13 protein-coding genes and 1 pseudogene are annotated in these 20,180 nt (G+C 68.9%); 11 read left to right on the top strand and 3 right to left on the bottom strand.

Translation table 11 applies throughout. The features are described 5' to 3' along the window. The first annotated feature begins 106 nt into the window (after positions 1 to 106). The 4 genes from smc (at position 107) to def (ending at position 7,752) form a co-directional block, all read left to right on the top strand. On the top strand, positions 107 to 3,625 hold the full coding sequence (gene smc, locus FB600_RS25020; protein WP_145757521.1) for a chromosome segregation protein SMC: 3,519 nt from the start codon (positions 107 to 109) through the stop codon (positions 3,623 to 3,625). A gap of 56 nt (positions 3,626 to 3,681) precedes the next feature. Beyond that, complete coding sequence (locus tag FB600_RS25015; RefSeq protein ID WP_098153893.1) at positions 3,682 to 5,013, top strand: cell division protein ZipA C-terminal FtsZ-binding domain-containing protein; 1,332 nt, start codon at positions 3,682 to 3,684, stop codon at positions 5,011 to 5,013. Between the two features lie 133 nt (positions 5,014 to 5,146). Then, the gene (gene ligA, locus FB600_RS25010) at positions 5,147 to 7,222 is read left to right on the top strand and encodes an NAD-dependent DNA ligase LigA (protein WP_096748635.1); all 2,076 of its coding nucleotides are present in this window, start codon (positions 5,147 to 5,149) and stop codon (positions 7,220 to 7,222) included. Further along, positions 7,219 to 7,752 carry a peptide deformylase gene (def, locus tag FB600_RS25005; RefSeq protein ID WP_013698519.1) on the top strand — a complete coding sequence of 178 codons (534 nt, stop codon included), beginning with the start codon at positions 7,219 to 7,221 and terminating at the stop codon, positions 7,750 to 7,752. The genes ligA and def overlap by 4 nt, the downstream gene beginning before the upstream one ends. Before the next feature lie 111 nt (positions 7,753 to 7,863). Here def and FB600_RS25000 read toward each other — a convergent pair whose 3' ends face one another. The 3 genes and pseudogenes from FB600_RS25000 to map form a co-directional block, all read right to left on the bottom strand. After that, entirely contained in the window at positions 7,864 to 9,756 is a 1,893-nt protein-coding gene (locus FB600_RS25000) for a pseudouridine synthase (protein WP_409995240.1), read from the bottom strand. Positions 9,757 to 9,973: 217 nt separating this feature from the next. Next, positions 9,974 to 12,550: a [protein-PII] uridylyltransferase gene (locus FB600_RS24995; RefSeq protein WP_017920472.1), complete on the bottom strand. Its 2,577-nt coding sequence runs from the start codon at positions 12,548 to 12,550 to the stop codon at positions 9,974 to 9,976. Between the two features lie 159 nt (positions 12,551 to 12,709). Further along, positions 12,710 to 13,531, bottom strand: a pseudogene (gene map, locus FB600_RS24990) (type I methionyl aminopeptidase); the annotation flags it as partial. Positions 13,532 to 13,990: 459 nt separating this feature from the next. On the opposite strand from map, the gene rpsB reads away from it, so the two are divergent. From rpsB to FB600_RS24955, 7 genes are all read left to right on the top strand, one after another. After that, positions 13,991 to 14,731: a 30S ribosomal protein S2 gene (rpsB, locus tag FB600_RS24985; protein ID WP_013698515.1), complete on the top strand. Its 741-nt coding sequence runs from the start codon at positions 13,991 to 13,993 to the stop codon at positions 14,729 to 14,731. A 170-nt stretch (positions 14,732 to 14,901) separates the two neighbouring features. Next, entirely contained in the window at positions 14,902 to 15,783 is an 882-nt protein-coding gene (gene tsf, locus FB600_RS24980; protein WP_096750560.1) for a translation elongation factor Ts, read from the top strand. 169 nt (positions 15,784 to 15,952) lie between these two features. Next, the gene (gene pyrH, locus FB600_RS24975; RefSeq protein WP_025096629.1) at positions 15,953 to 16,666 is read left to right on the top strand and encodes a UMP kinase; all 714 of its coding nucleotides are present in this window, start codon (positions 15,953 to 15,955) and stop codon (positions 16,664 to 16,666) included. Positions 16,667 to 16,751: 85 nt separating this feature from the next. Next, on the top strand, positions 16,752 to 17,312 hold the full coding sequence (gene frr, locus FB600_RS24970) for a ribosome recycling factor (RefSeq protein ID WP_013698512.1): 561 nt from the start codon (positions 16,752 to 16,754) through the stop codon (positions 17,310 to 17,312). Positions 17,313 to 17,362: 50 nt separating this feature from the next. Beyond that, positions 17,363 to 18,145, top strand: a complete 783-nt coding sequence (gene uppS, locus FB600_RS24965; RefSeq protein WP_013698511.1) for a polyprenyl diphosphate synthase — start codon at positions 17,363 to 17,365, stop codon at positions 18,143 to 18,145. Further along, complete coding sequence (locus FB600_RS24960) at positions 18,139 to 18,960, top strand: phosphatidate cytidylyltransferase (protein ID WP_145757519.1); 822 nt, start codon at positions 18,139 to 18,141, stop codon at positions 18,958 to 18,960. The genes uppS and FB600_RS24960 overlap by 7 nt, the downstream gene beginning before the upstream one ends. A 16-nt stretch (positions 18,961 to 18,976) precedes the next feature. Continuing rightward, positions 18,977 to 20,173 (top strand): 1-deoxy-D-xylulose-5-phosphate reductoisomerase, encoded by a 1,197-nt coding sequence (locus tag FB600_RS24955; RefSeq protein ID WP_098153898.1) that lies wholly within the window; start codon positions 18,977 to 18,979, stop codon positions 20,171 to 20,173. Positions 20,174 to 20,180: the final 7 nt, after the last annotated feature.

The raw sequence follows: 20,180 nt of genomic DNA, 5'->3' as shown, positions 1-20,180 counted from the left end.
TCCGGCACATGGCCGGGGCCCTTTGTCCGAATTCCGGGACGGGCGGCGCGAGCGATGCGCCGCCGGTTGCCGTCCGTTTCAATCCATATTCAATACCGATACCGACGTGCGACTGAGCTCGATCAAACTCGCAGGCTTCAAATCCTTCGTCGATCCCACGCATTTCCAGGTTCCGGGCCAGCTCGTCGGCGTGGTCGGACCGAACGGTTGCGGCAAGTCCAACATCATCGATGCCGTGCGCTGGGTGCTCGGCGAATCGCGCGCCTCCGAGCTGCGCGGCGAGTCGATGCAGGACGTGATCTTCAACGGCTCCACCACGCGCAAGCCCGGCAGCCGGGCCAGCGTCGAGCTGATCTTCGATAACTCCGACGGCCGCGCCGCCGGCCAGTGGGGCCAGTACGGCGAGATCGCGGTCAAGCGCGTGCTCACGCGCGACGGCACCTCCAGCTACTACATCAACAATCTTCCGGCGCGCCGCCGCGACATCCAGGACATCTTCCTCGGCACCGGCCTCGGGCCGCGCGCCTACGCGATCATCGGGCAGGGCATGATCGCGCGGATCATCGAGGCCAAGCCCGAGGAGCTGCGCGTGTTCCTGGAGGAAGCCGCCGGCGTGTCGAAGTACAAGGAGCGCCGCCGCGAGACCGAGAACCGCCTGCACGACACGCGTGAGAACCTGACGCGCGTCGAGGACATCGTGCGCGAACTCGGTGCCAACCTCGAGAAGCTCGAGGCGCAGGCGGTGGTGGCCACCAAGTACAAGGAACTGCTGGCCGACGGCGAGGAAAAGCAGCGCCTGCTGTGGCTGCTGCGCAAGAGCGAGGCGCAGGGCGAGCAGCAGAAGCAGCAGCGCGCCATCGAGCAGGCCCAGATCGACCTGGAGGCGCAGACCGCGAAGTTGCGCGAGGTCGAGGCGCAGCTCGAGACGCTGCGGGTGGCCCATTACGCGGCCAGCGACGCGATGCAGGGCGCCCAGGGTTCGCTCTACGAGGCGAATGCCGAGGTCAGCCGGCTCGAGGCCGAGATCAAGTTCATCGTCGAGTCGCGCAACCGCGTGCAGGCGCAGATCGCCGCGCTGACGGCCCAGCGCGAGCAGTGGCAGGCGCAGGCGCAGAAGGCGCAGGACGATCTCGAGGAGGCCGAGGAAGCGCGCGCGATGGCCGACGAGAAGGCCGCGATGGCCGAGGACGAGGCGGCCGCCAAGCACGACGCGCTGCCGGCGCTGGAATCGCGCTGGCGCGATGCGCAGGCGCAGCTCAACGACGAGCGTGGCCGGATCGCCCAGACCGAGCAGTCGCTGAAGCTGGAGGCCGCGCACCAGCGCAACGCCGACCAGCAACTGATGCAGTTGCAGCAGCGCCACGAGCGCCTGAAGTCGGAGGCGGGCGGGCTCGACGCGCCCGACGAGGCGCAGCTCGAGGAGCAGCGCATGCAGTTGGCCGAGCAGGAGGAGGTCCTGCACGACGCGCAGGCGCGCCTGGCCGATGCCCAGGAAACGCTGCCGCGGCTCGACGCCGAGCGCCGCGTCGCGCAGGAGCGCGTGCAGGCCGAAAGCGCCCAGATCCACCAGCTCGAGGCGCGCCTGGCCGCGCTCAAGCAACTGCAGGAAAACGTCCAGACCGAGGGCAAGATCCAGCCCTGGCTCGACAAGCACGAGCTCGGCGCGCTGCCGCGTCTCTGGAAGAAGCTGCATGTCGAGCCGGGCTGGGAAAACGCCCTGGAGGCGGTGCTGCGCGAGCGGCTGGCCGCGCTGGAAATCTCCAATCTCGACTGGGTCAAGGCCTTCGCGACCGACGCGCCGCCCGCCAAGCTGGCCTTCTTCTCGCCGCCGCCGGCGGGCGAGCCGCTGGCCACGCCGGACGGCATGCGCGCGGTGCTGTCGCTGGTGCGCATCGACGATGCCGGCTTGCGCGCCGTGCTCAACGACTGGCTCGGCTCGGTGTTCGTGGCCGACGACCTGGCCCAGGCGCTGGCCGCGCGCGCGCAACTGCCGGCCGGCGGCGCCTACGTGGTGAAGGCCGGTCACCTGGTGACGCGCTCGGGCGTGCAGCTCTACGCGGCCGATTCCGAGCAGGCCGGCATGCTGGCGCGCCAGCAGGAGATCGAGAACCTCGGGCGCCAGGTGCGCGCGCAGGCGCTGCTCGCCGACGAGGCGAAGACGGCCTCGATCCGCGCCGAGGCGGCCCACACGCAGGCCGCGCAGGCGCTCGGCGAGGTGCGGGCCCAGGTCGAGCGCGCCCAGCAGCGCGTGCACGCGCTGCAGATGGAAGTGCTGAAGCTGGCGCAGGCGCACGAGCGCTACACGCAGCGCAGCACGCAGATCCGCGAGGAACTCGAGGAGATCGGCGCGCAGATCGACGAGCAGCGCGCGCTGCGGGCCGAATCCGAGGCGAACTTCGAACGCTACGACGGCGAGCTGGCCGAGCTGCAGGCGAAGTTCGAGGACAACCAGCTCGCCTTCGAGGCGCTCGACGAGGAACTGAGCAACGCTCGCCAGCAGGCCCGCGATCTCGAACGCGCGGCCAACGACGCGCGCTTCGCGGCGCGCAATTCGGCCAACCGCATCGACGAGCTCAAGCGCAGCATCCAGGTCGCGCACGACCAGATCGAGCGCGTCGCCGCCTCGCTGGAGGATGCCCGCGCCGAACTCGAGACCATCAACGAGCAGACCGCCCACACCGGCCTGCAGGACGCGCTGGAAATCCGCTCGGCCAAGGAGCAGGCGCTGGGCGCCGCGCGACTCGAGCTCGACGACCTGACCGCCAAGCTGCGCGTGCTCGACGAGTCGCGCCTGGCCGCCGAGCGTGCCCAGCAGCCGCTGCGCGATCGCATCACCGAGCTGCAACTGAAGGAGCAGGCCGCGCGCCTGTCGGCCGAGCAGTTCAGCGAGCAACTGGCCGCGGCCGGCGTCGACGAGGCGGCCCTGCTGCCCAAGCTGACGCCGGAGCTGCGGCCCTCCTACCTGCAGGGCGAGGTCACGCGCATCAACAACGCGATCGCCGCGCTCGGCCCGGTCAACATGGCCGCGCTCGAGGAACTGGCGGCCGCCAGCGAGCGCAAGATCTTCCTCGACGCGCAATCGGCCGACCTGCTGGCCGCGATCACCACGCTCGAGGACGCGATCCACAAGATCGACCAGGAAACCCGCACCTTGCTGCAGGGCACCTTCGACCAGGTCAACCATCACTTCAGCGACCTGTTCCCGAAGCTGTTCGGCGGCGGCCAGGCCAAGCTGATCATGACCGGCGACGAGATCCTCGATGCCGGCGTGCAGGTGATGGCGCAGCCGCCGGGCAAGAAGAACGCGACCATCCACCTGCTGTCGGGCGGCGAGAAGGCGCTGACCGCCACCGCCCTGGTGTTCGCGATGTTCCAGCTCAACCCCGCGCCGTTCTGCCTGCTCGACGAGGTGGACGCGCCGCTCGACGACGCCAATACCGAGCGTTTCGCGAACCTGGTGCGCGCCATGTCGAGCAAGACGCAGTTCCTGTTCATCTCGCACAACAAGATCGCGATGGAAATGGCGCAGCAGCTGATCGGCGTGACCATGCAGGAGCAGGGCGTGTCGCGGATCGTGGCGGTCGACATGGAAACGGCCGCCGGTTTTGCCCAGAATATTGGCTGAATGCGCGCGCCGCCTCGAAGCGGCGCGCCGGAAAAAGAATTCCTGATGGAGCATGCATGGACGAGTTGACACTCGGGTTGATTGGCGTAGGCGTGGTGGTGGTTGGCGGCATCGTGGTCTACAACGCCTGGCAGGGCGCCAAGGTGCGCCGCCGGATGCCGCGGCCGATGCCGCCCGAGGCCGCCGATACGCTGGCGCGCCAGGAGCGCGACGAGGATGCGCCCTTCATCGAGCCGGTGCGGCAGCCTTCGCCGGCGCCCGCGGCGGCGCGGCGCGAGCCGACGGTGGCGGCGCCGGCCTCGGCCGCCGATCACGAGGCCCGCGTCGAGCCGACTTTCGGCGGCGCGCCGGAAACCGCGGCCGCCCCGGGCGCTCCGGCCGATACGCCGGCCGACCTGCAGGCCGATGAAACGCTCACCGCCGCCGGCGAGGGCGCGGATCACGCAGCCGGCCAGGCCGAGTCCGCCGAAGCCGGCGCCGCGGCGCAGCCTGCCACCGCGGCAACCGCCGTGCCGATCGACGACGGCGAGCCGGTGCTGCCGGCCGCCACCACGATCTCCTCGGCACCGCCCACCATCGTCGATCGCCGCATCGACTGCATCGTGCCGATCCGGCTCGGCGCGTCGCTGCCCGGCGAGCGCATCCTGCCGGCCGCGCAGCGACTGCGCCGCGCCGGCAGCAAGCCGGTCCACATCGAGGGCAAGCCCGAGGGCGGCGGCAACTGGGAGCTGCTGCAGAACGGCGTGCGCTACGAGGAACTGCGCGCGGCCGCGCAATTGGCGAACCGCAACGGCCCGCTCAACGAGCTCGAATTCTCCGAATTCGTCTCGGGCGTCGGCCAGTTCGCCGACGCGATCGACGGCGCGCCCGAATTTCCCGACATGCTGGAGACGGTCTCGATGGCGCGCGAGCTCGACGGCTTCGCCGCGCAATGCGACGCGCAACTGTCGATCAACGTGATGTCGGACGGCGCGCCCTGGTCGGCCAACTACGTGCAGGCGGTGGCCTCGCAGGACGGCCTGCTGCTGTCGCGCGACGGCACGCGCTTCGTCAAGCTCGACGCGAAGCAGAACCCGGTGTTCATGCTGCAGTTCGGCGACACCAACTTCCTGCGCGACGACCTGACCTACAAGGGCGGGAACATGATCACCCTGGTGCTCGACGTGCCGGTGGCCGACGAGGACATCCTGCCCTTCAAGCTGATGTGCGACTACGCGAAGTCGCTCTCCGACCGGATCGGCGCGCGGGTAGTCGACGATTCGCGCCGGCCGCTGCCCGAATCCACCCTGGTGGCGATCGAGCAGCAACTGATGAAGCTCTATGCGAAGCTCGAGGAAGCCGGCATCCCGGCCGGCTCGCCCGTCACGCGGCGCCTGTTCAGCCAGTAAGCCGAAGCCGGCCCCCGGGGCGCGGGTTTTCCCATCCCGGCGGCAGGCGATCCGGTGCTTGCAGGAAGGTGCGCAAGCGCGCGCCGCCTGAGATAATCCTGCCTTGATTGTCACCAGAGCAAGTGCCGCCAGCATGGCCCGATCCCCAGTTGAACCGCCAGCCAGCCAGCCGTCCGAACGGGCGGCCTGGCTGCGCAATGAACTCGAGCGCGCGAATCACGCCTATTACGTGCTCGACCAGCCCGACCTGCCCGACGCCGAATACGACCGGCTGTTCCGCGAGCTGCAGCAAATCGAGGCCGAGCATCCCGACCTGATCACGCCCGATTCGCCGACCCAGCGCGTGGGCGGCGAGGCCGCCACCGGCTTCACCCCGGTGGTGCACGACGCGCCGATGCTGTCGCTGAACAATGGTTTCTCCGACGAGGACATCGCCGCCTTCGACAAGCGCGTGGCCGATGCGCTCGACAAGGCGCCGGCCGACCTGGCCGGCACCGCCACCGATCCGGTCGAATACGCCTGCGAGCTCAAGTTCGACGGCCTGGCGATCTCGCTGCGCTACGAACATGGCCGCTTCGTGCAGGCCGCCACGCGCGGCGACGGCACCACCGGCGAGGACGTCACCGAGAACGTGCGCACCATCCGCTCGATCCCGCTGACGCTGAAGGGCAAGAACCCGCCGGCCCTGCTCGACGTGCGCGGCGAGGTGCTGATGTACAAGCGCGATTTCGCGCGCCTGAACCAGCGCCAGCGCGAGGCCGAGCAGCGCGAGTTCGCCAATCCGCGCAACGCGGCGGCCGGCAGCCTGCGCCAGCTCGATTCGAAGATCACCGCGCAGCGGCCGCTGTCCTTCTTCGCCTACGGCATCGGCGTGCTCGAGGGCGCGGCCATGCCCGACACGCACAGCGGCCTGCTCGACTGGTACGCCGGCTTCGGGCTGCCGGTCAATCGCGAGCGCGCGGTGGTGAAGGGTGCCGAGGGGCTGCTGGCCTTCTTCCACAAGGTCGGCGAGCAGCGCGAGGCGCTGCCCTACGACATCGATGGCGTGGTCTACAAGGTCAACCGGCGCGACGAGCAGGAGCGGCTCGGTTTCGTCTCGCGCGCGCCGCGCTTCGCGCTGGCCCACAAGTTCCCGGCCCAGGAGGCGCTCACCCGGCTGCTGGCGATCGAGGTGCAGGTCGGCCGCACCGGCGCGATCACGCCGGTGGCGCGGCTCGAGCCGGTGTTCGTGGGCGGCGCGACGGTGACCAACGCGACCCTGCACAACGAGGACGAGGTGCGCCGCAAGGACATCCGGATCGGCGACACCGTGATCGTGCGGCGCGCCGGCGACGTGATTCCCGAGGTGGTGTCGGCCCTGCTCGACCGGCGCCCGGCCGACGCGGCCGAATTCGTGATGCCGACCGAATGCCCGGTCTGCGGCTCGCGCATCGAGCGGCTGCCCGAGGAGGCGATCGCGCGCTGCACGGGCGGGCTGTTCTGCCCGGCGCAGCGCAAGCAGGCGCTGTGGCACTTCGCACAGCGCCGCGCGCTCGACATCGATGGCCTCGGCGAGAAGATCATCGACCAGCTGGTCGAGCAGAACCTGGTGCGCACGCCGGCCGACCTGTTCCACCTCGGTTTCGCGACGCTGGCGGCGCTCGACCGCTTCGCCGACAAGTCCGCGCAGAACCTGCTCGACTCGCTGGAGAAGGCGCGCCACACCACGCTCGGCCGCTTCATCTACGCGCTGGGGATCCGCCACGTCGGCGAATCGACGGCCAAGGACCTGGCCAAGCACTTCGGCTCGCTGCAGCCGATCATGGACGCCACCACCGAGCAACTGCTCGAAGTCAACGACGTCGGCCCGGTGGTGGCCGAGTCGCTGCACCAGTTCTTCGCCGAAGAGCACAATCGCACCGTGATCGCGCAACTGCGCGAGAAGGTCGACTGGCCGGAGGGACCGCCCGCGCCGCGCGAGCCGCAGGGCGCGCTGGCCGGCAAGACCGTGGTGCTGACGGGCACGCTGCCGACGCTGGGCCGCGACGAGGCGAAGGCGCTGCTCGAGGCCGCCGGCGCCAAGGTGACGGGCTCGGTGTCGAAGAAGACCGATTACGTGGTCGCCGGTGCCGAGGCGGGCAGCAAGCTCGCCAAGGCCGAGGAACTCGGCATCCCCGTGCTCGACGAGGACGGGATGCATCTACTGCTCAAGGGAGAACTGCCATCATGATTCGCGAGATCCTCAGGATGGGCGACCCGCGCCTGCTCGAAGTCGCGAAGCCGGTCGAGGCTTTCGATACGCCGGAACTGCACGAGCTGGTCGCCGACATGTTCGAGACCATGCACCACGCCAACGGCGCGGGGCTGGCCGCGCCGCAGATCGGCGTGGGCCTGCAACTGATCATCTTCGGTTTCGGCAACAACGCGCGCTACCCGGACGCGCCGCCGGTGCCGGAGACGGTGCTGATCAATCCGAGCGTGGAATACCTGCCGCCGGACATGGAGGAGGGCTGGGAAGGCTGCCTGTCGGTGCCGGGCATGCGCGGCGTGGTGAGCCGCTACAGCAAGGTCCACTACTCGGGCTTCGACCAGTACGGCAAGCGCATCGACCGCATCGCCGAGGGCTTCCATGCGCGCGTGGTCCAGCACGAATACGACCACCTGATCGGCAAGCTCTATCCGATGCGGATCACCGACTTCTCGAAGTTCGGCTTCGCCGAGGTGCTGTTCCCCGGGCTCGATCCGAACGCGGACGACTGAGCGTCCGCTGCAATGAAAACGGCGCCGGGAACCCTCGCGGGTTCGCCGGCGCCGTATCTTTTGCGCGGGCCGCACGCCGGGCCGTTCAGGCGGCCGTTCGTGCTGCCGCGATCAGAAGTTCTCGTCGGGCGACAGGTAGCGCCACTCGCCTTGCGGCAGCGCACCCAGCATCACGTGGCCCATCCGCACGCGCTTCAGGCCGATCACCTCCAGCCCGACCAGCTCGCACATGCGACGGATCTGGCGCTTCTTGCCCTCGCGCAGCACGAAACGCAACTGCTCGCCGTTCTGCCAGCTCACCATCGCGGGCTTGAGCGGCGCGCCGTCGAGTTCCAGGCCGTGGCGCAGCTTGGCCAGCGACTCGGCCGGGAAATGCTGGTCGATGTCGGTCAGGCGCTCGCCGAAGCGCACGCGCACCAGGTATTCCTTGTCGATGTCGGATTGCTCGCCGATCAGCTGCTTGGCGATGCGGCCGTCCTGCGTCAGCACCAGCAGGCCGGTCGAGTCGATGTCGAGGCGGCCTGCCGGCGCCAGCGTGCGCAGGTGCTGCGGCGAGAAACGCAGCGCGGAATGATCGCCGCTCCAGTGATTCTCGCGCGTGATCAGGGTGACGGCCGGCTCGTAGCCGTCCTCGGCCTGGCCCGATACGTAGCCGACCGGCTTGTGCAGCAGGATCGTCACCTGGGCGGCCTGGGCAGCCTGGGCGCGCTGGTCGATCTCGATGTTCTGCTCCGGGCGCACCTTGGTGCCGAGCGTGTCGATCCGCTCGCCGTCGACCAGCACCCAGCCCTTCTCGATCCATTCGTCGGCCTCGCGGCGCGAGCAGAGGCCGAGCTCGGACATCCGCTTCGAGAGACGGACCATGCCGGTTTCGTCGGCGTCATCGAAGGATGCAGCGCGCGACTTGACGGGCTGGGCGACCTTCAGGCGCGAGGGGGCGGCGCGTTCGGCGGCGTCGCGCACGGGGCGGGCGCCGCCGCGGGCGGGACGATCGCCGCTATCACGGGCAGGGCGGCCTTCGCCACGGAACGAACCGCGATCGCCATCGCGAGCGAGGCGTGCCGGGCGATCGCCATCGCGGGAGAAGCGGGCGCCATCGCGCGGCGGCCGTTCACCATCGCGCGTGGGGCGGCCTTCGCCACGGAACGAACCGCGCTCGCCATCGCGAGCGGGGCGCGCCGGGCGATCCCCGTCGCGGGAGAAGCGAGCGCCGTCACGCGGCGGCCGTTCACCATCGCGCGTGGGGCGGCCTTCGCCGCGGAACGAACCGCGCTCGCCATCGCGAGCGGGGCGTGCCGGACGATCGCCATCGCGGGAGAAGCGCGCGCCGTCACGCGGGGGGCGTTCACCATCACGGGCAGGGCGGCCTTCGCCACGGAACGAGCCGCGCTCGCCGTCGCGAGCGGGGCGCGCCGGGCGATCGCCATCGCGGGAGAAGCGTGCGCCGTCACGCGGTAGCCGTTCACCATCACGGGCAGGGCGGCCTTCGCCGCGGAACGAACCGCGCTCGCCATCGCGAGCGGGGCGCGCCGGACGATCCCCGTCGCGGGAGAAGCGAGCGCCGTCACGCGGTGGCCGTTCACCATCACGTGCAGGGCGGCCTTCGCCGCGGAACGAGCCACGTTCGCCATCGCGAGCGGGGCGCGCCGGACGATCGCCATCACGAGAGAAACGCGCGCCGTCACGCGGCGGGCGGTCGCCGCCTTCTCGAGCAGGGCGGCCTTCGCCACGGAACGAACCGCGCTCGCCATCGCGAGCGGGGCGTGCCGGACGATCACCATCACGGGAGAAACGCGCGCCGTCGCGCGGGGGACGATCACCGCCGGTGCGAGCAGGGCGGTCTTCGCCGCGGAACGAACCGCGCTCGCCATCGCGAGCGGGGCGCGCCGGACGATCCCCGTCGCGGGAGAAGCGAGCGCCGTCACGCGCCGGGCGATCGCCGCCCTCGCGCGGCGGCCGGCCGAAGCCGCCGCGCTCGCCGTCACGCGGCGCACGCGGTTTCACCGCGCCGGCGCCGGCCGGCTTGGCCGCGCGCGGCGCCGCCGACTTCGCGCCGGCCGGCCGCTTGGCGGACGGTTTCGGTTTCGTCGCGGGATCGAGCGGCGCGGGGCGCGTCGGTTTGCGGCCGGCCAGGCTGCCTGAGCGGACCGGGGCGCGGGACGGCGATGCCGGGCGGGGATTCTTGATTGTCAGTTTGGTGCGCATAAACGCTGGATTTCACTCAGGCTGCGATCGCGCGCAGCAATTCAGTTTCGACCTGGATCTGCAAACGGTTGTCGGACAGGCCGGCGCCGTCGAGCAGGAACACGTCCTCGACGCGCTCGCCGAGCGTATTGATCCGCGCCGCATGGACGCCGACCCGGTGCTCGGCCAGCACGCGCGCGATCGAATAGAGAAGGCCCGGCCGGTCGTTGGCGGACACGGACAGGATGTAGTACTGACCACGCTCGTCGGCGCGCAGGTCGACGCGGGGCGTGATCGGGAAGGTGCGCGACAGGCGCGACAGGCGGCCCTTCGACGGTTCGGGCAGCGGCGCCGGGCTGGACAGCCGGTCGGCGAGCTGCTGTTCGACGAGGTTGGCGATATCGCGATACTGCACGTCGTGCTCGGAGCGCGTGACGATGAAATTGTCGAGCGCGTAGCCGTGGCGGGTGGTGCTGATGCGCGCATCGAGCACCGACAGGCCGTTGCGGTCGAAGTAGGCGCAGATGCCCGCGAACAGGTCCGAACGGTCCTTGACGTAGACCAGCACCTGCAGCGCGTCGCCCACCGGCGAGGGTCGCGCACGCACGATCGCCGTCTCGGCATGCACGTGCCGGTACAGCACGCGGGTCTGCCAGGCGATGTCGGCCGCATCGTGGCGCAGGAAGTAGCCGACGTCGAGCTGGTCCCACAGCGGCTGGTGCACGTCGTCGGGCACGGTCTCCAGCCGCAGCAGCGCGAGCGCCTCGTCGCGGCGCGTCTGCAGCTCGGAATGCGTGTCGGGCCGCGCGCCGCCGAGCACCGCGCTGGTGGCGCGGTACAGGTCCTCCAGCAGCTTGCCCTTCCAGGTGTTCCAGACCTTCGGGCTGGTGCCGCGGATATCGGCCACGGTCAGCAGGTAGAGCGCGGTCAGCCAGCGCTCGTTGCCGACCAGGCCGGCAAAGCGCTTGACCACCTCGGGATCGCTGATGTCCTGCTTCTGCGCGACCTGGCTCATGGTCAGGTGATGCTCGACCAGCCAGACCACCAGCGCGGCATCGTCGCCGGTGATGCCGTGCTCGCGGCAGAAGCGCCGCGCGTCGGCCATGCCGAGCTTGGAGTGGTCGCCGCCGCGGCCCTTGGCGATGTCGTGGAACAGCGCCGCCACGTAGAGCACCCAGGGGCGCTCGAAGTTCGCGATCAGCTGGCTGCAGAACGGATATTCGTGCGCGTGCTCGGCCACCGCGAAGCGGCGGATATTGCGCAGCACCATCAGGATGTGCTGGTCGACCGTGTACACGTGGTAGAGATCGTGCTGCATCTGCCCGACGATGCGGCGGAAGTTGAGCAGGTAGCGGCCCAGCACGCTGGTCTGGTTCAGCAGCCGGAACGCATGCGTGATGCCTTCGTTCTGCTGCAGGATCTTCATGAAGGTCTCGCGGTTGCGCGGATCGCGGCGCCAGGCGCCGTTCATCACGTCGCGCGAGTTGTAGAGCGCGCGCAGCGTGCGCGCCGACAAGCCCTTCACGCCGCGGGTGGTCTCGTAGAGCAGGAAGGCCTCGAGGATCGCGTCGGGATGCTGCTCGAACACGTCGTCGGAGACGGTCTCCAGCATGCCCTGCTTCTCGACGAAGCGGCCCGGCGACAACACCCGCGTGATGCCGCTGGTGGCCGGGAACAATTGCGCCTCGATGTTCTGGATCAGGATCGTGGCGAGCTGGGTGACGGCCTTGGCGGCCCAGTAGTAGCGGCGCATCAGCTGTTCGCTGGCGCGCTTGGCCGGGGTCGGCACGTAGCCGAAGCTCTCGGCCGCCTGGGTCTGCAGGTCGAACACCAGGATGTCCTGGCGGCGCCCGGTGATCACGTGCAGGCGTGCGCGCAGCGCCTTCAGGAAGGCCTCGTTGCGGCGCAGCTCGCGCGCCTCGCGCGCGCTGATCAGCCCGCGCGTGTCGAGCTCGCGCCAACTCTTGCCGAAGCCGGCCGCGCGGGCGATCCAGAGGATCGTCTGCAGGTCGCGCAGGCCGCCCGGGCTTTCCTTCACATTCGGCTCGAGGCTGTAGGGCGTGTCCTGGAACTTGGCGTGGCGCTGACGCATCTCCAGCACCTTGGCCTGGAAGAAGGCGCGCGGGTCGAGCGCCTCGCGATAGCGCGCCACCGCGCGCTTGAACAGCGTCAGGCTGCCGGTGATGCGGCGCGCCTCCAGCAGGGAGGTCTGCACCGTGACGTCCTGCGCGGCCTCGTCGATGCACTCGCCGACCGTGCGCACGCTGCTGCCGATCTCGAGCCCGAGATCCCAGGCCATGCCGATGAAGCGCTCGATGCGCGCGTCGAACTCGCCGCCGTGCGCATCGGGTAGCAGCACCAGGATGTCGACGTCCGAATGCGGCGAGAGCTCGCCGCGCCCGAAGCCGCCGACGGCGACCAGGGCCAGCGAGCCGGGCAGGTCGCAATCGGTCCAGAGCTGGCGCAGCGCTTCGTCGGTGGCCCGCGAGAGCGCGCGCATCAGCGCCTCGACCTGGGTCGCGGCGCGAAAGCGCGCGATCAGCTCGGCCTTGATGGCGCGGAATTCGGCCTTGTGCGACGGCGCTTCGGTGGCGGTGAGGGCAGGAACGCTCATGAGTGGCGGGGCGGGTGTGACGGGTGAACCGGGGCGCGCTGGCGTGGGCCCGGCCAGTGGCGGGCGACTCGCGCCGGCGCGCGGGACGAATCGGGTCGGGCAAGCCGGGTCAGACCAACGGCAAGGCGGGCGCGGCGAGCCGCGCCCGGTAATCGATCCTCAGGCCGCCACCGCGTCGAGCGCGGGGCGGGCCGGCGTGCCGGCCGAGACGGTCAGCACCTCGTGGCCGGTCGGCGTGACCAGCACGGTATGTTCCCACTGCGCCGACAGGCTGCGGTCGCGCGTCTTCACGGTCCACTGGTCCGGCATGGTGCGGATGTCGCGCTTGCCGGCGTTGATCATCGGCTCGATCGTGAAGATCATGCCGGGCACCAGCTCGATGCCGGTGCCGGGGCGGCCGTAGTGCACCACCTGCGGATCCTCGTGGAACACCGTGCCGATGCCGTGCCCGCAGTATTCGCGCACCACGCTGTAGCCGCGCCCCTCGGCGTGCTTCTGGATGGCGTGGCCGATATCGCCCAGGTGCGCGCCCGGCCTGACCTGCTCGATGCCGAGCCACATGCATTCGTAGGTGGTCTGGATCAGGCGCTTGGCGAGGATCGAACCCTCGCCGACCAGGAACATCCGGCTGGTATCGCCGAAATAGCCGTTCTTGATCACGGTGATGTCGATATTGAGCGCGTCGCCGTTCTTGAGCACCTTGTCGCCGGGAATGCCGTGGCAGATCACGTCGTTGACCGAGGTGCAGATCGCCTTCGGATAGGGCGGGTAGCCGGGCGGCTGGTAGTTCAGCGGCGCCGGCACGGTGCCCTGCACGTTGGTCATGTACTCGTGGCAGAGCCGGTCGATCTCGCCGGTGGTGGTGCCCGCGACGACGAACGGCGTGATGTAGTCGAGCACCTCGCTCGCCAGCCGGCAGGCGACGCGCATCTGCTCGATATCGTGTTCGGTCTTGATCGTGATGGCCATGAGTCTTGCCTGCGAGGAATGCGTGGAATTGCGGGATTATCGCACCTTCTGGAGGTGGTCGCAGCCCTTGTTGGGCTTGTCCGGCTTGGGTTTCGCGGTGGTGCGGGGATTCCGGGGCGTCGCTCGGGGCTGGGGCGCCGGCGACGGAATCGGTGCCTGAACGTCGTCGATCCCGAGTGGGCGGGCTGGCCGGTCCGCAGGGTTTCCCCGAATGGCGATCCCGGCAGCAAAGTATTGGGCAAACACATGGGTGGCTTGAGAGCGGTCATTCTGGCGTGCTATACTCGCTGGCTAAGTCGGGCTCCACTTTCAATTCATGCGATGCAGCATGGGAGAGCGGGGCCTGGCTGACCGGTACGCGCGGTTGTTCGCACGTGCCGAATCGCAAGCCGGCGCACCCTGGGTGTCGCGTGCCATTCGCCGCGATACGGCAGCCGGCTTAAGACCCAACCCTAGCGGAGAATCACTCTCATGGCAGTCACGATGCGCCAAATGCTGGAAGCCGGTGTCCACTTCGGTCACCAAACGCGCTTCTGGAACCCGAAGATGGCCCCGTTCATTTTCGGTCATCGCAACAAGATTCACATCATCAACCTCGAAAAGACGCTGCCGATGTTCACGGACGCACAGAAGTACGTGCGCCAGCTGTCGGCAAATCGGGGCACGATCCTGTTCGTCGGCACCAAGCGTCAGTCGCGCGACACGATCGCTCAGGAAGCGCAGCGCGCCGGCATGCCGTTCGTCAACGCGCGCTGGCTCGGCGGCATGCTGACCAACTTCAAGACGCTGAAGGTATCGATCAAGCGCCTGAAGGACATGGAAGCGGCCGTCGAATCGGGTGAAACCGAGAAGATGAGCAAGAAGGAAGCGCTGCTGTTCGAACGCGAAATCGCCAAGCTGCAGAAGTCGATCGGCGGCGTGAAGGACATGGGCGGCATTCCGGACGCGATCTTCGTGGTCGACGTCGGCTACCACAAGATTGCCATCACCGAAGCGAACAAGCTGGGCGTGCCGGTCATCGCCGTGGTCGATACGAACCACTCGCCGGAAGGCGTGGACTACGTGATCCCGGGTAACGACGACTCGAGCAAGGCTGTCGCGCTGTACGCCGAAGGCGTGGCCGACGCGATCCTCGAAGGCCGTGCCAACGCGGTCAACGAAGTGGTCCAGGCGGTGCGCGGCGACGACGAGTACGTCGAAGAGAACGCGTAACCGGTCCCGAGCCGGCGCAAAAAGGGGGCTCTCAACAGGCCCCCTTTTTTTAAGTCGCGTTGCCGGGGCGAGCATCGGGAGCCGCGGCATCCGATGCGAATCGCCGGAAACGAATCCCCGCCGCCCATGTCGAAGGGCGGCGTCGTGAATACAGACCCAAGGAGCGAATGATGGCGGCAATTACCGCAAGCATGGTGGCAGAACTGCGCGCGAAGACCGACGCGCCGATGATGGAATGCAAGAAGGCGCTGACGGAAGCCGACGGCGACCTGGGCAAGGCCGAGGAACTGCTGCGCGTGAAGCTCGGCAACAAGGCCAGCAAGGCAGCATCGCGCGTGACGGCCGAGGGCGTGGTCTCGTCCTTCGTCGGCAACGGCGCCGGCGCCCTGGTCGAGCTGAACTGCGAAACCGACTTCGTCGCCAAGAACGACGACTTCCTGGCCTTCGCCAAGACCGTCGCGGAACTCGTCGCGACCCAGAACCCGGCTGACGTGGCTGCCCTGTCGGCCCTGCCGCTGGACGGCAAGACGGTCGACGAAGTGCGTCTGGCCCTGGTCGGCAAGATCGGCGAAAACATCTCGATCCGCCGCTTCGTGCGCTTCGAGACCGCCAACCAGATCGCCACCTACCTGCACGGCAGCCGCATCGGCGTGATCGTCGAGTACACCGGCGCGGACGAGCAGGTCGGCAAGGACGTCGCGATGCACGTCGCGGCCATGAAGCCGGTTTCGCTGTCGGCCGACGAAGTGCCGGCCGAGCTGATCGAGAAGGAACGCCGCGTGGCCGAGCAGAAGGCCGCCGAATCGGGCAAGCCGGCCGAGATCGTCGCCAAGATGGTCGACGGCAGCGTCCAGAAGTACCTGAAGGAAGTCTCGCTGCTGAACCAGCCGTTCGTGAAGAACGACAAGCAGACGATCGAACAGATGCTCAAGGCAGCCAATGCTGCAGTGCAAAAGTTCTCGTTGTTCGTGGTCGGCGAAGGCATCGAGAAGCGCCAGGACGACTTCGCGGCCGAAGTGGCGGCGCAAGTCGCGGCAGCCAAGCAGCAGTAAGCCGTATCGCAGCATCGTTGGACCCGCGGCGGGCGCCCGCTCCGCCGCGCTTCGGCAGCGCCGCGGATTGGCGCCCGGTTTCCGGGCGGCAATTTGGCGGCGCTTGCCCGAATCAGTATTTCGCCCCTACAGTTCGTGCTTGTCATCCTCTCGTCGCTTGGAAGCCCCTATGCCCAATGCCTATAAACGCGTCCTCCTCAAACTTTCCGGCGAAGCGCTGATGGGCGACGATGCCTTCGGCATCAATCGCGCGACGATCGAGCGGATGGTGGCGGACGTCGCCGAGGTGGTGCGCCTCGGCACGCAGCTGGCCGTCGTGATCGGCGGCGGCAACATCTTCCGCGGCGTGGCGGGTGGCGCGGCCGGCATGGACCGCGCCACGGCCGACTACATGGGGATGCTGGCGACGATGATGAACGCGCTGGCGCTGCAGGACGCGATGCGCCACGCCGGCATCGAGGCGCGCGTGCAGTCGGCGCTGCGCATGGACCAGGTGGTGGAGCCGTACATCCGGCCCCGCGCGATCCGCCAGCTCGAGGAAGGCCGCGTGGTGATCTTCGCGGCCGGTACCGGCAACCCGTTCTTCACGACCGACACGGCCGCCGCGCTGCGCGGCTCGGAAGTGGGCGCGGAAGTGGTGCTGAAGGCCACCAAGGTGGACGGCGTCTACACCGCCGATCCGAAGAAGGATCCGTCGGCCACGCGCTACACCTCGATCAGCTTCGACGAGGCGATCGGCCGCAATCTGCAGGTGATGGACGCCACCGCCTTCGCGCTGTGCCGCGACCAGAAGCTGCCGATCCGGGTGTTCTCGATCAACAAGCCCGGTGCGCTCAAGCGTATCGTGCAGGGCGAGGACGAGGGTACGCTTGTCCACGTGTAAACTCACGCCGATACAGGCCTGGCATGACGCCGCGGCGGGATGCCGGCCTGTGTCGTTTTGAAGGTTCGAAGGTTCGGAGGTTGAAATGAGTCACGCTGAAGTGAAGAAGGGCGTCGAGCAGAAGATGCAACGCTCGATCGAAGCGTTCAAGAACGATCTGGCAAAGATCCGTACCGGCCGCGCGCATACCGGCCTGCTCGATCACGTGCAGGTCGACTACTACGGCTCGATGGTGCCGATCTCGCAGGTCGCCAACCTGACGCTGGCCGATGCGCGCACGATCAGCGTGCAGCCCTGGGAAAAGCCGATGGTGGCGAAGGTCGAGAAGGCCATCCGCGAATCGGACCTGGGGCTGAACCCGGCAACCTCGGGCGACGCCATCCGCGTGCCGATGCCGGCGCTGACGGAAGAGCGCCGCCGCGAGCTGGCCAAGGTGGTCAAGAGCGAAGCCGAGACGGCCAAGGTGGCGGTACGCAACCTGCGTCGCGATGCCAACGAGCAGCTCAAGAAGCTGGTCAAGGACAAGGAAATCTCGGAAGACGACGAGCGCCGCGCCAGCGACGACGTCCAGAAGCTGACGGACAAGTACGTCGCCGAGATCGACAAGCTCGCGCAGACCAAAGAAGCCGAGATCATGACGGTCTGACGCGCGATGCGCGCGTCGCACTTTTTCCCTCGGTTACTGTCTCAGCGGCCATGACTTATACCAGCTCTACCGTTCGCGTGCCCGACGTCGCCGCCGTGCCACGTCATATCGCGATCATCATGGACGGCAACGGCCGTTGGGCCACCGAGCGCCGGCTGCCGCGCGTCGCGGGGCATACCCGCGGCGTCGACGCGGTGCGCTCGGTCGTGGAAGGGTGCGCGCGCGCCGGCGTCGAATACCTGACGCTGTTCGCCTTCAGCTCCGAGAACTGGCGCAGGCCGAACGACGAGGTGTCGTTCCTGATGCGCCTGTTCATCACCGCGCTCGAGCGCGAGGTCGGCAAGCTGCATGCGAACGGCATCCGCCTGCGCGTGGTCGGCGAGCTCGATCGCTTCGAACCCCGCATCCGCGAACTGATCCGCCGCGCGGAAACCAAGACCGCGCGCAATACGCGCCTGACGCTGACCATCGCTGCGAACTACGGCGGCCGCTGGGACATCCTGCAGGCCACCAAGAAGCTGATCGCCGAGGCAGTGCGCGAGGGGCGCGAGGTCGAGGTCGACGAAACCGCCTTCGCGCAGCACCTGGCGATGGCTTACGCGCCCGAGCCGGACCTGTTCATCCGCACCGGCGGCGAGCAGCGCGTCAGCAATTTCCTGCTCTGGCAGCTCGCCTACACCGAATTCTATTTCACGGGCAAGTTCTGGCCCGATTTCGACGCCGCCGCGCTCGCCGATGCGCTGGCGTCGTACACCGATCGCGAACGCCGGTTCGGCCGGACGAGCGCGCAGCTCGAACCCCAGTCCCAGGACGTCGACTCCCTTTCATGCTGAAGACCCGTGTCATCACGGCGGTCGTGCTGCTGGCCATCCTGCTGCCGGTGACGCTGTTCGCGCCGCTCCCGGCATTCGGCGCGCTGATCGCCCTCGTGCTGGTATTCGCCGCCTGGGAATGGGCGCGCCTGCTCAAGCTCGGCGCGGCCGGCTCGGTAGTCTACGCGCTGGTGGCCGCGCTGGTGCTGGCCGCCAGCATGGGCCTGGGCGTCGGTTTCGCCCCCTCGCGCCCGCTGGTCGAGGCGGCCGGCGTGTTCTGGCTGCTGGCCGGCCCGTTCGCGCTGTGGCGCAAGCCCACGCTGGCCGCCGGCGCCTGGAAACCCTTCCTGCTGGCGGCGGGCCTGCTGGTCTTCGCGGCCTGCTGGCACGCCGTGGTGGCCGCGCGCGCGGCCGGCATCCCCTTCGTGCTGTCGATGCTGCTGGTCGTCTGGCTGGCCGATATAGGCGCATACTTCGCGGGCAAGGCTTTCGGCAGGCACAAGCTGGCCCCGTCGGTGAGCCCGGGCAAGACCTGGGAGGGCGCGGCGGGCGGCTGGCTGGCGGTGATGATCGTCGCGGGCCTGGCGATCGGCCTGCACGCGTTCGAGCCGACCCTGTTTTCAGCGCTCGCGCAGCGCTTCGGCGCGCCTGGCGCGTTCGCGGCACTGAGCCTGCTGGTCGCCTACAGCGTGATTGGCGACCTGTTCGAGTCCCTGCTCAAGCGGCAGGCCGGCGTGAAGGATTCGAGCGGACTGCTGCCGGGCCACGGCGGCGTGCTCGACCGGGTCGACGCGCTGCTGCCGGTGCTGCCGCTCGCGGTGCTGCTGCTCGGTTAATCACTAGATCTTCATCATGCAAAAACGCCTGACTATCCTGGGCTCGACGGGCTCGATCGGAGACAGCACGCTCGACGTCGTCGCGCGTCACCCGGACCGCTTCTCGATCTATGCGCTGAGCGCGCACCGCAACGGCGACAAGCTCGTCGAGCAGTGCCTGAAGTTCCGGCCCGAAGTGGCCGTGGTCGGCTCGGCGGAAACCGCCGCCGCGGTCGAGGCCAAGCTGCGCGCGGCCGGTTGCCGTACCCAGGTCGCCCACGGCCCGGACGCGCTGGTCGAGATCGCCCGGGCCGACGGCTGCGATACGGTGGTCGCCGCGATCGTTGGCGCCGCCGGCCTGGCCTCGAGCCTGGCCGCCGCGCGCGCCGGCAAGCGCATCCTGCTTGCCAACAAGGAATCGCTGGTGATGTCGGGCTCGATCTTCATGGACGCGGTGCGCGACCATGGTGCGATCCTGCTGCCGGTCGACAGCGAGCACAACGCGATCTTCCAGTGCATGCCGCGCGACATCGCCGAGCACGGCGGCATCGCCAAGATCATCGTGACCGCCTCGGGCGGCCCGTTCCGCACCCGCGAGCCGGCCACCCTGGTCGACGTCACGCCGGACGAGGCCTGCAAGCACCCGAACTGGTCGATGGGCCGCAAGATCTCGGTGGATTCGGCCACCATGATGAACAAGGGCCTGGAGGTGATCGAGGCGCACTGGATCTTCGGCTTGCCGAGCCAGCGCATCGAGGTGCTGATCCATCCGCAGAGCGTGATCCATTCGCTGGTCTCGTACAAGGACGGCTCGGTGCTCGCGCAACTGGGCAACCCCGACATGCGCACGCCGATCGCGCATGCGCTGGCCTTCCCGGAGCGCGTCGATGCCGGCGTCGCCCAGCTCGACCTGGCCCAGGTCGCCACCCTGAACTTCGAGAAGCCTGACTTCCAGCGCTTCCCCTGCCTGGCCCTGGCGATCCAGGCGCTCGATGCGGGCGGGGTGGCCAGCACGGTGCTCAACGCCGCCAATGAGCTGGCAGTGGAGGCCTTCCTGGAGCGCCGGATCGGCTTCATGGATATCGCGAGCACGGTCGATGCGGTGCTCAATCATCTGATGAATCGCGAGCCGGACGGTCTCGACGACGTGCTGGCGGCCGATGCCGAGGCGCGCCGCGAGGCCGCCGCGGTGATCGCGAAACTGCCTGTTCCGCGCGCGGAGCGCGTAGCCTGAGCGAGAG

This window comes from Burkholderia sp. SJZ089 (assembly GCF_007828315.1).
In the GTDB taxonomy this organism is placed as follows: Bacteria; Pseudomonadota; Gammaproteobacteria; order Burkholderiales; family Burkholderiaceae; genus Burkholderia; species Burkholderia gladioli.
Note: the sequence above shows the minus strand (reverse complement) of the source record. Positions and strands in the feature narration are given on the sequence as shown.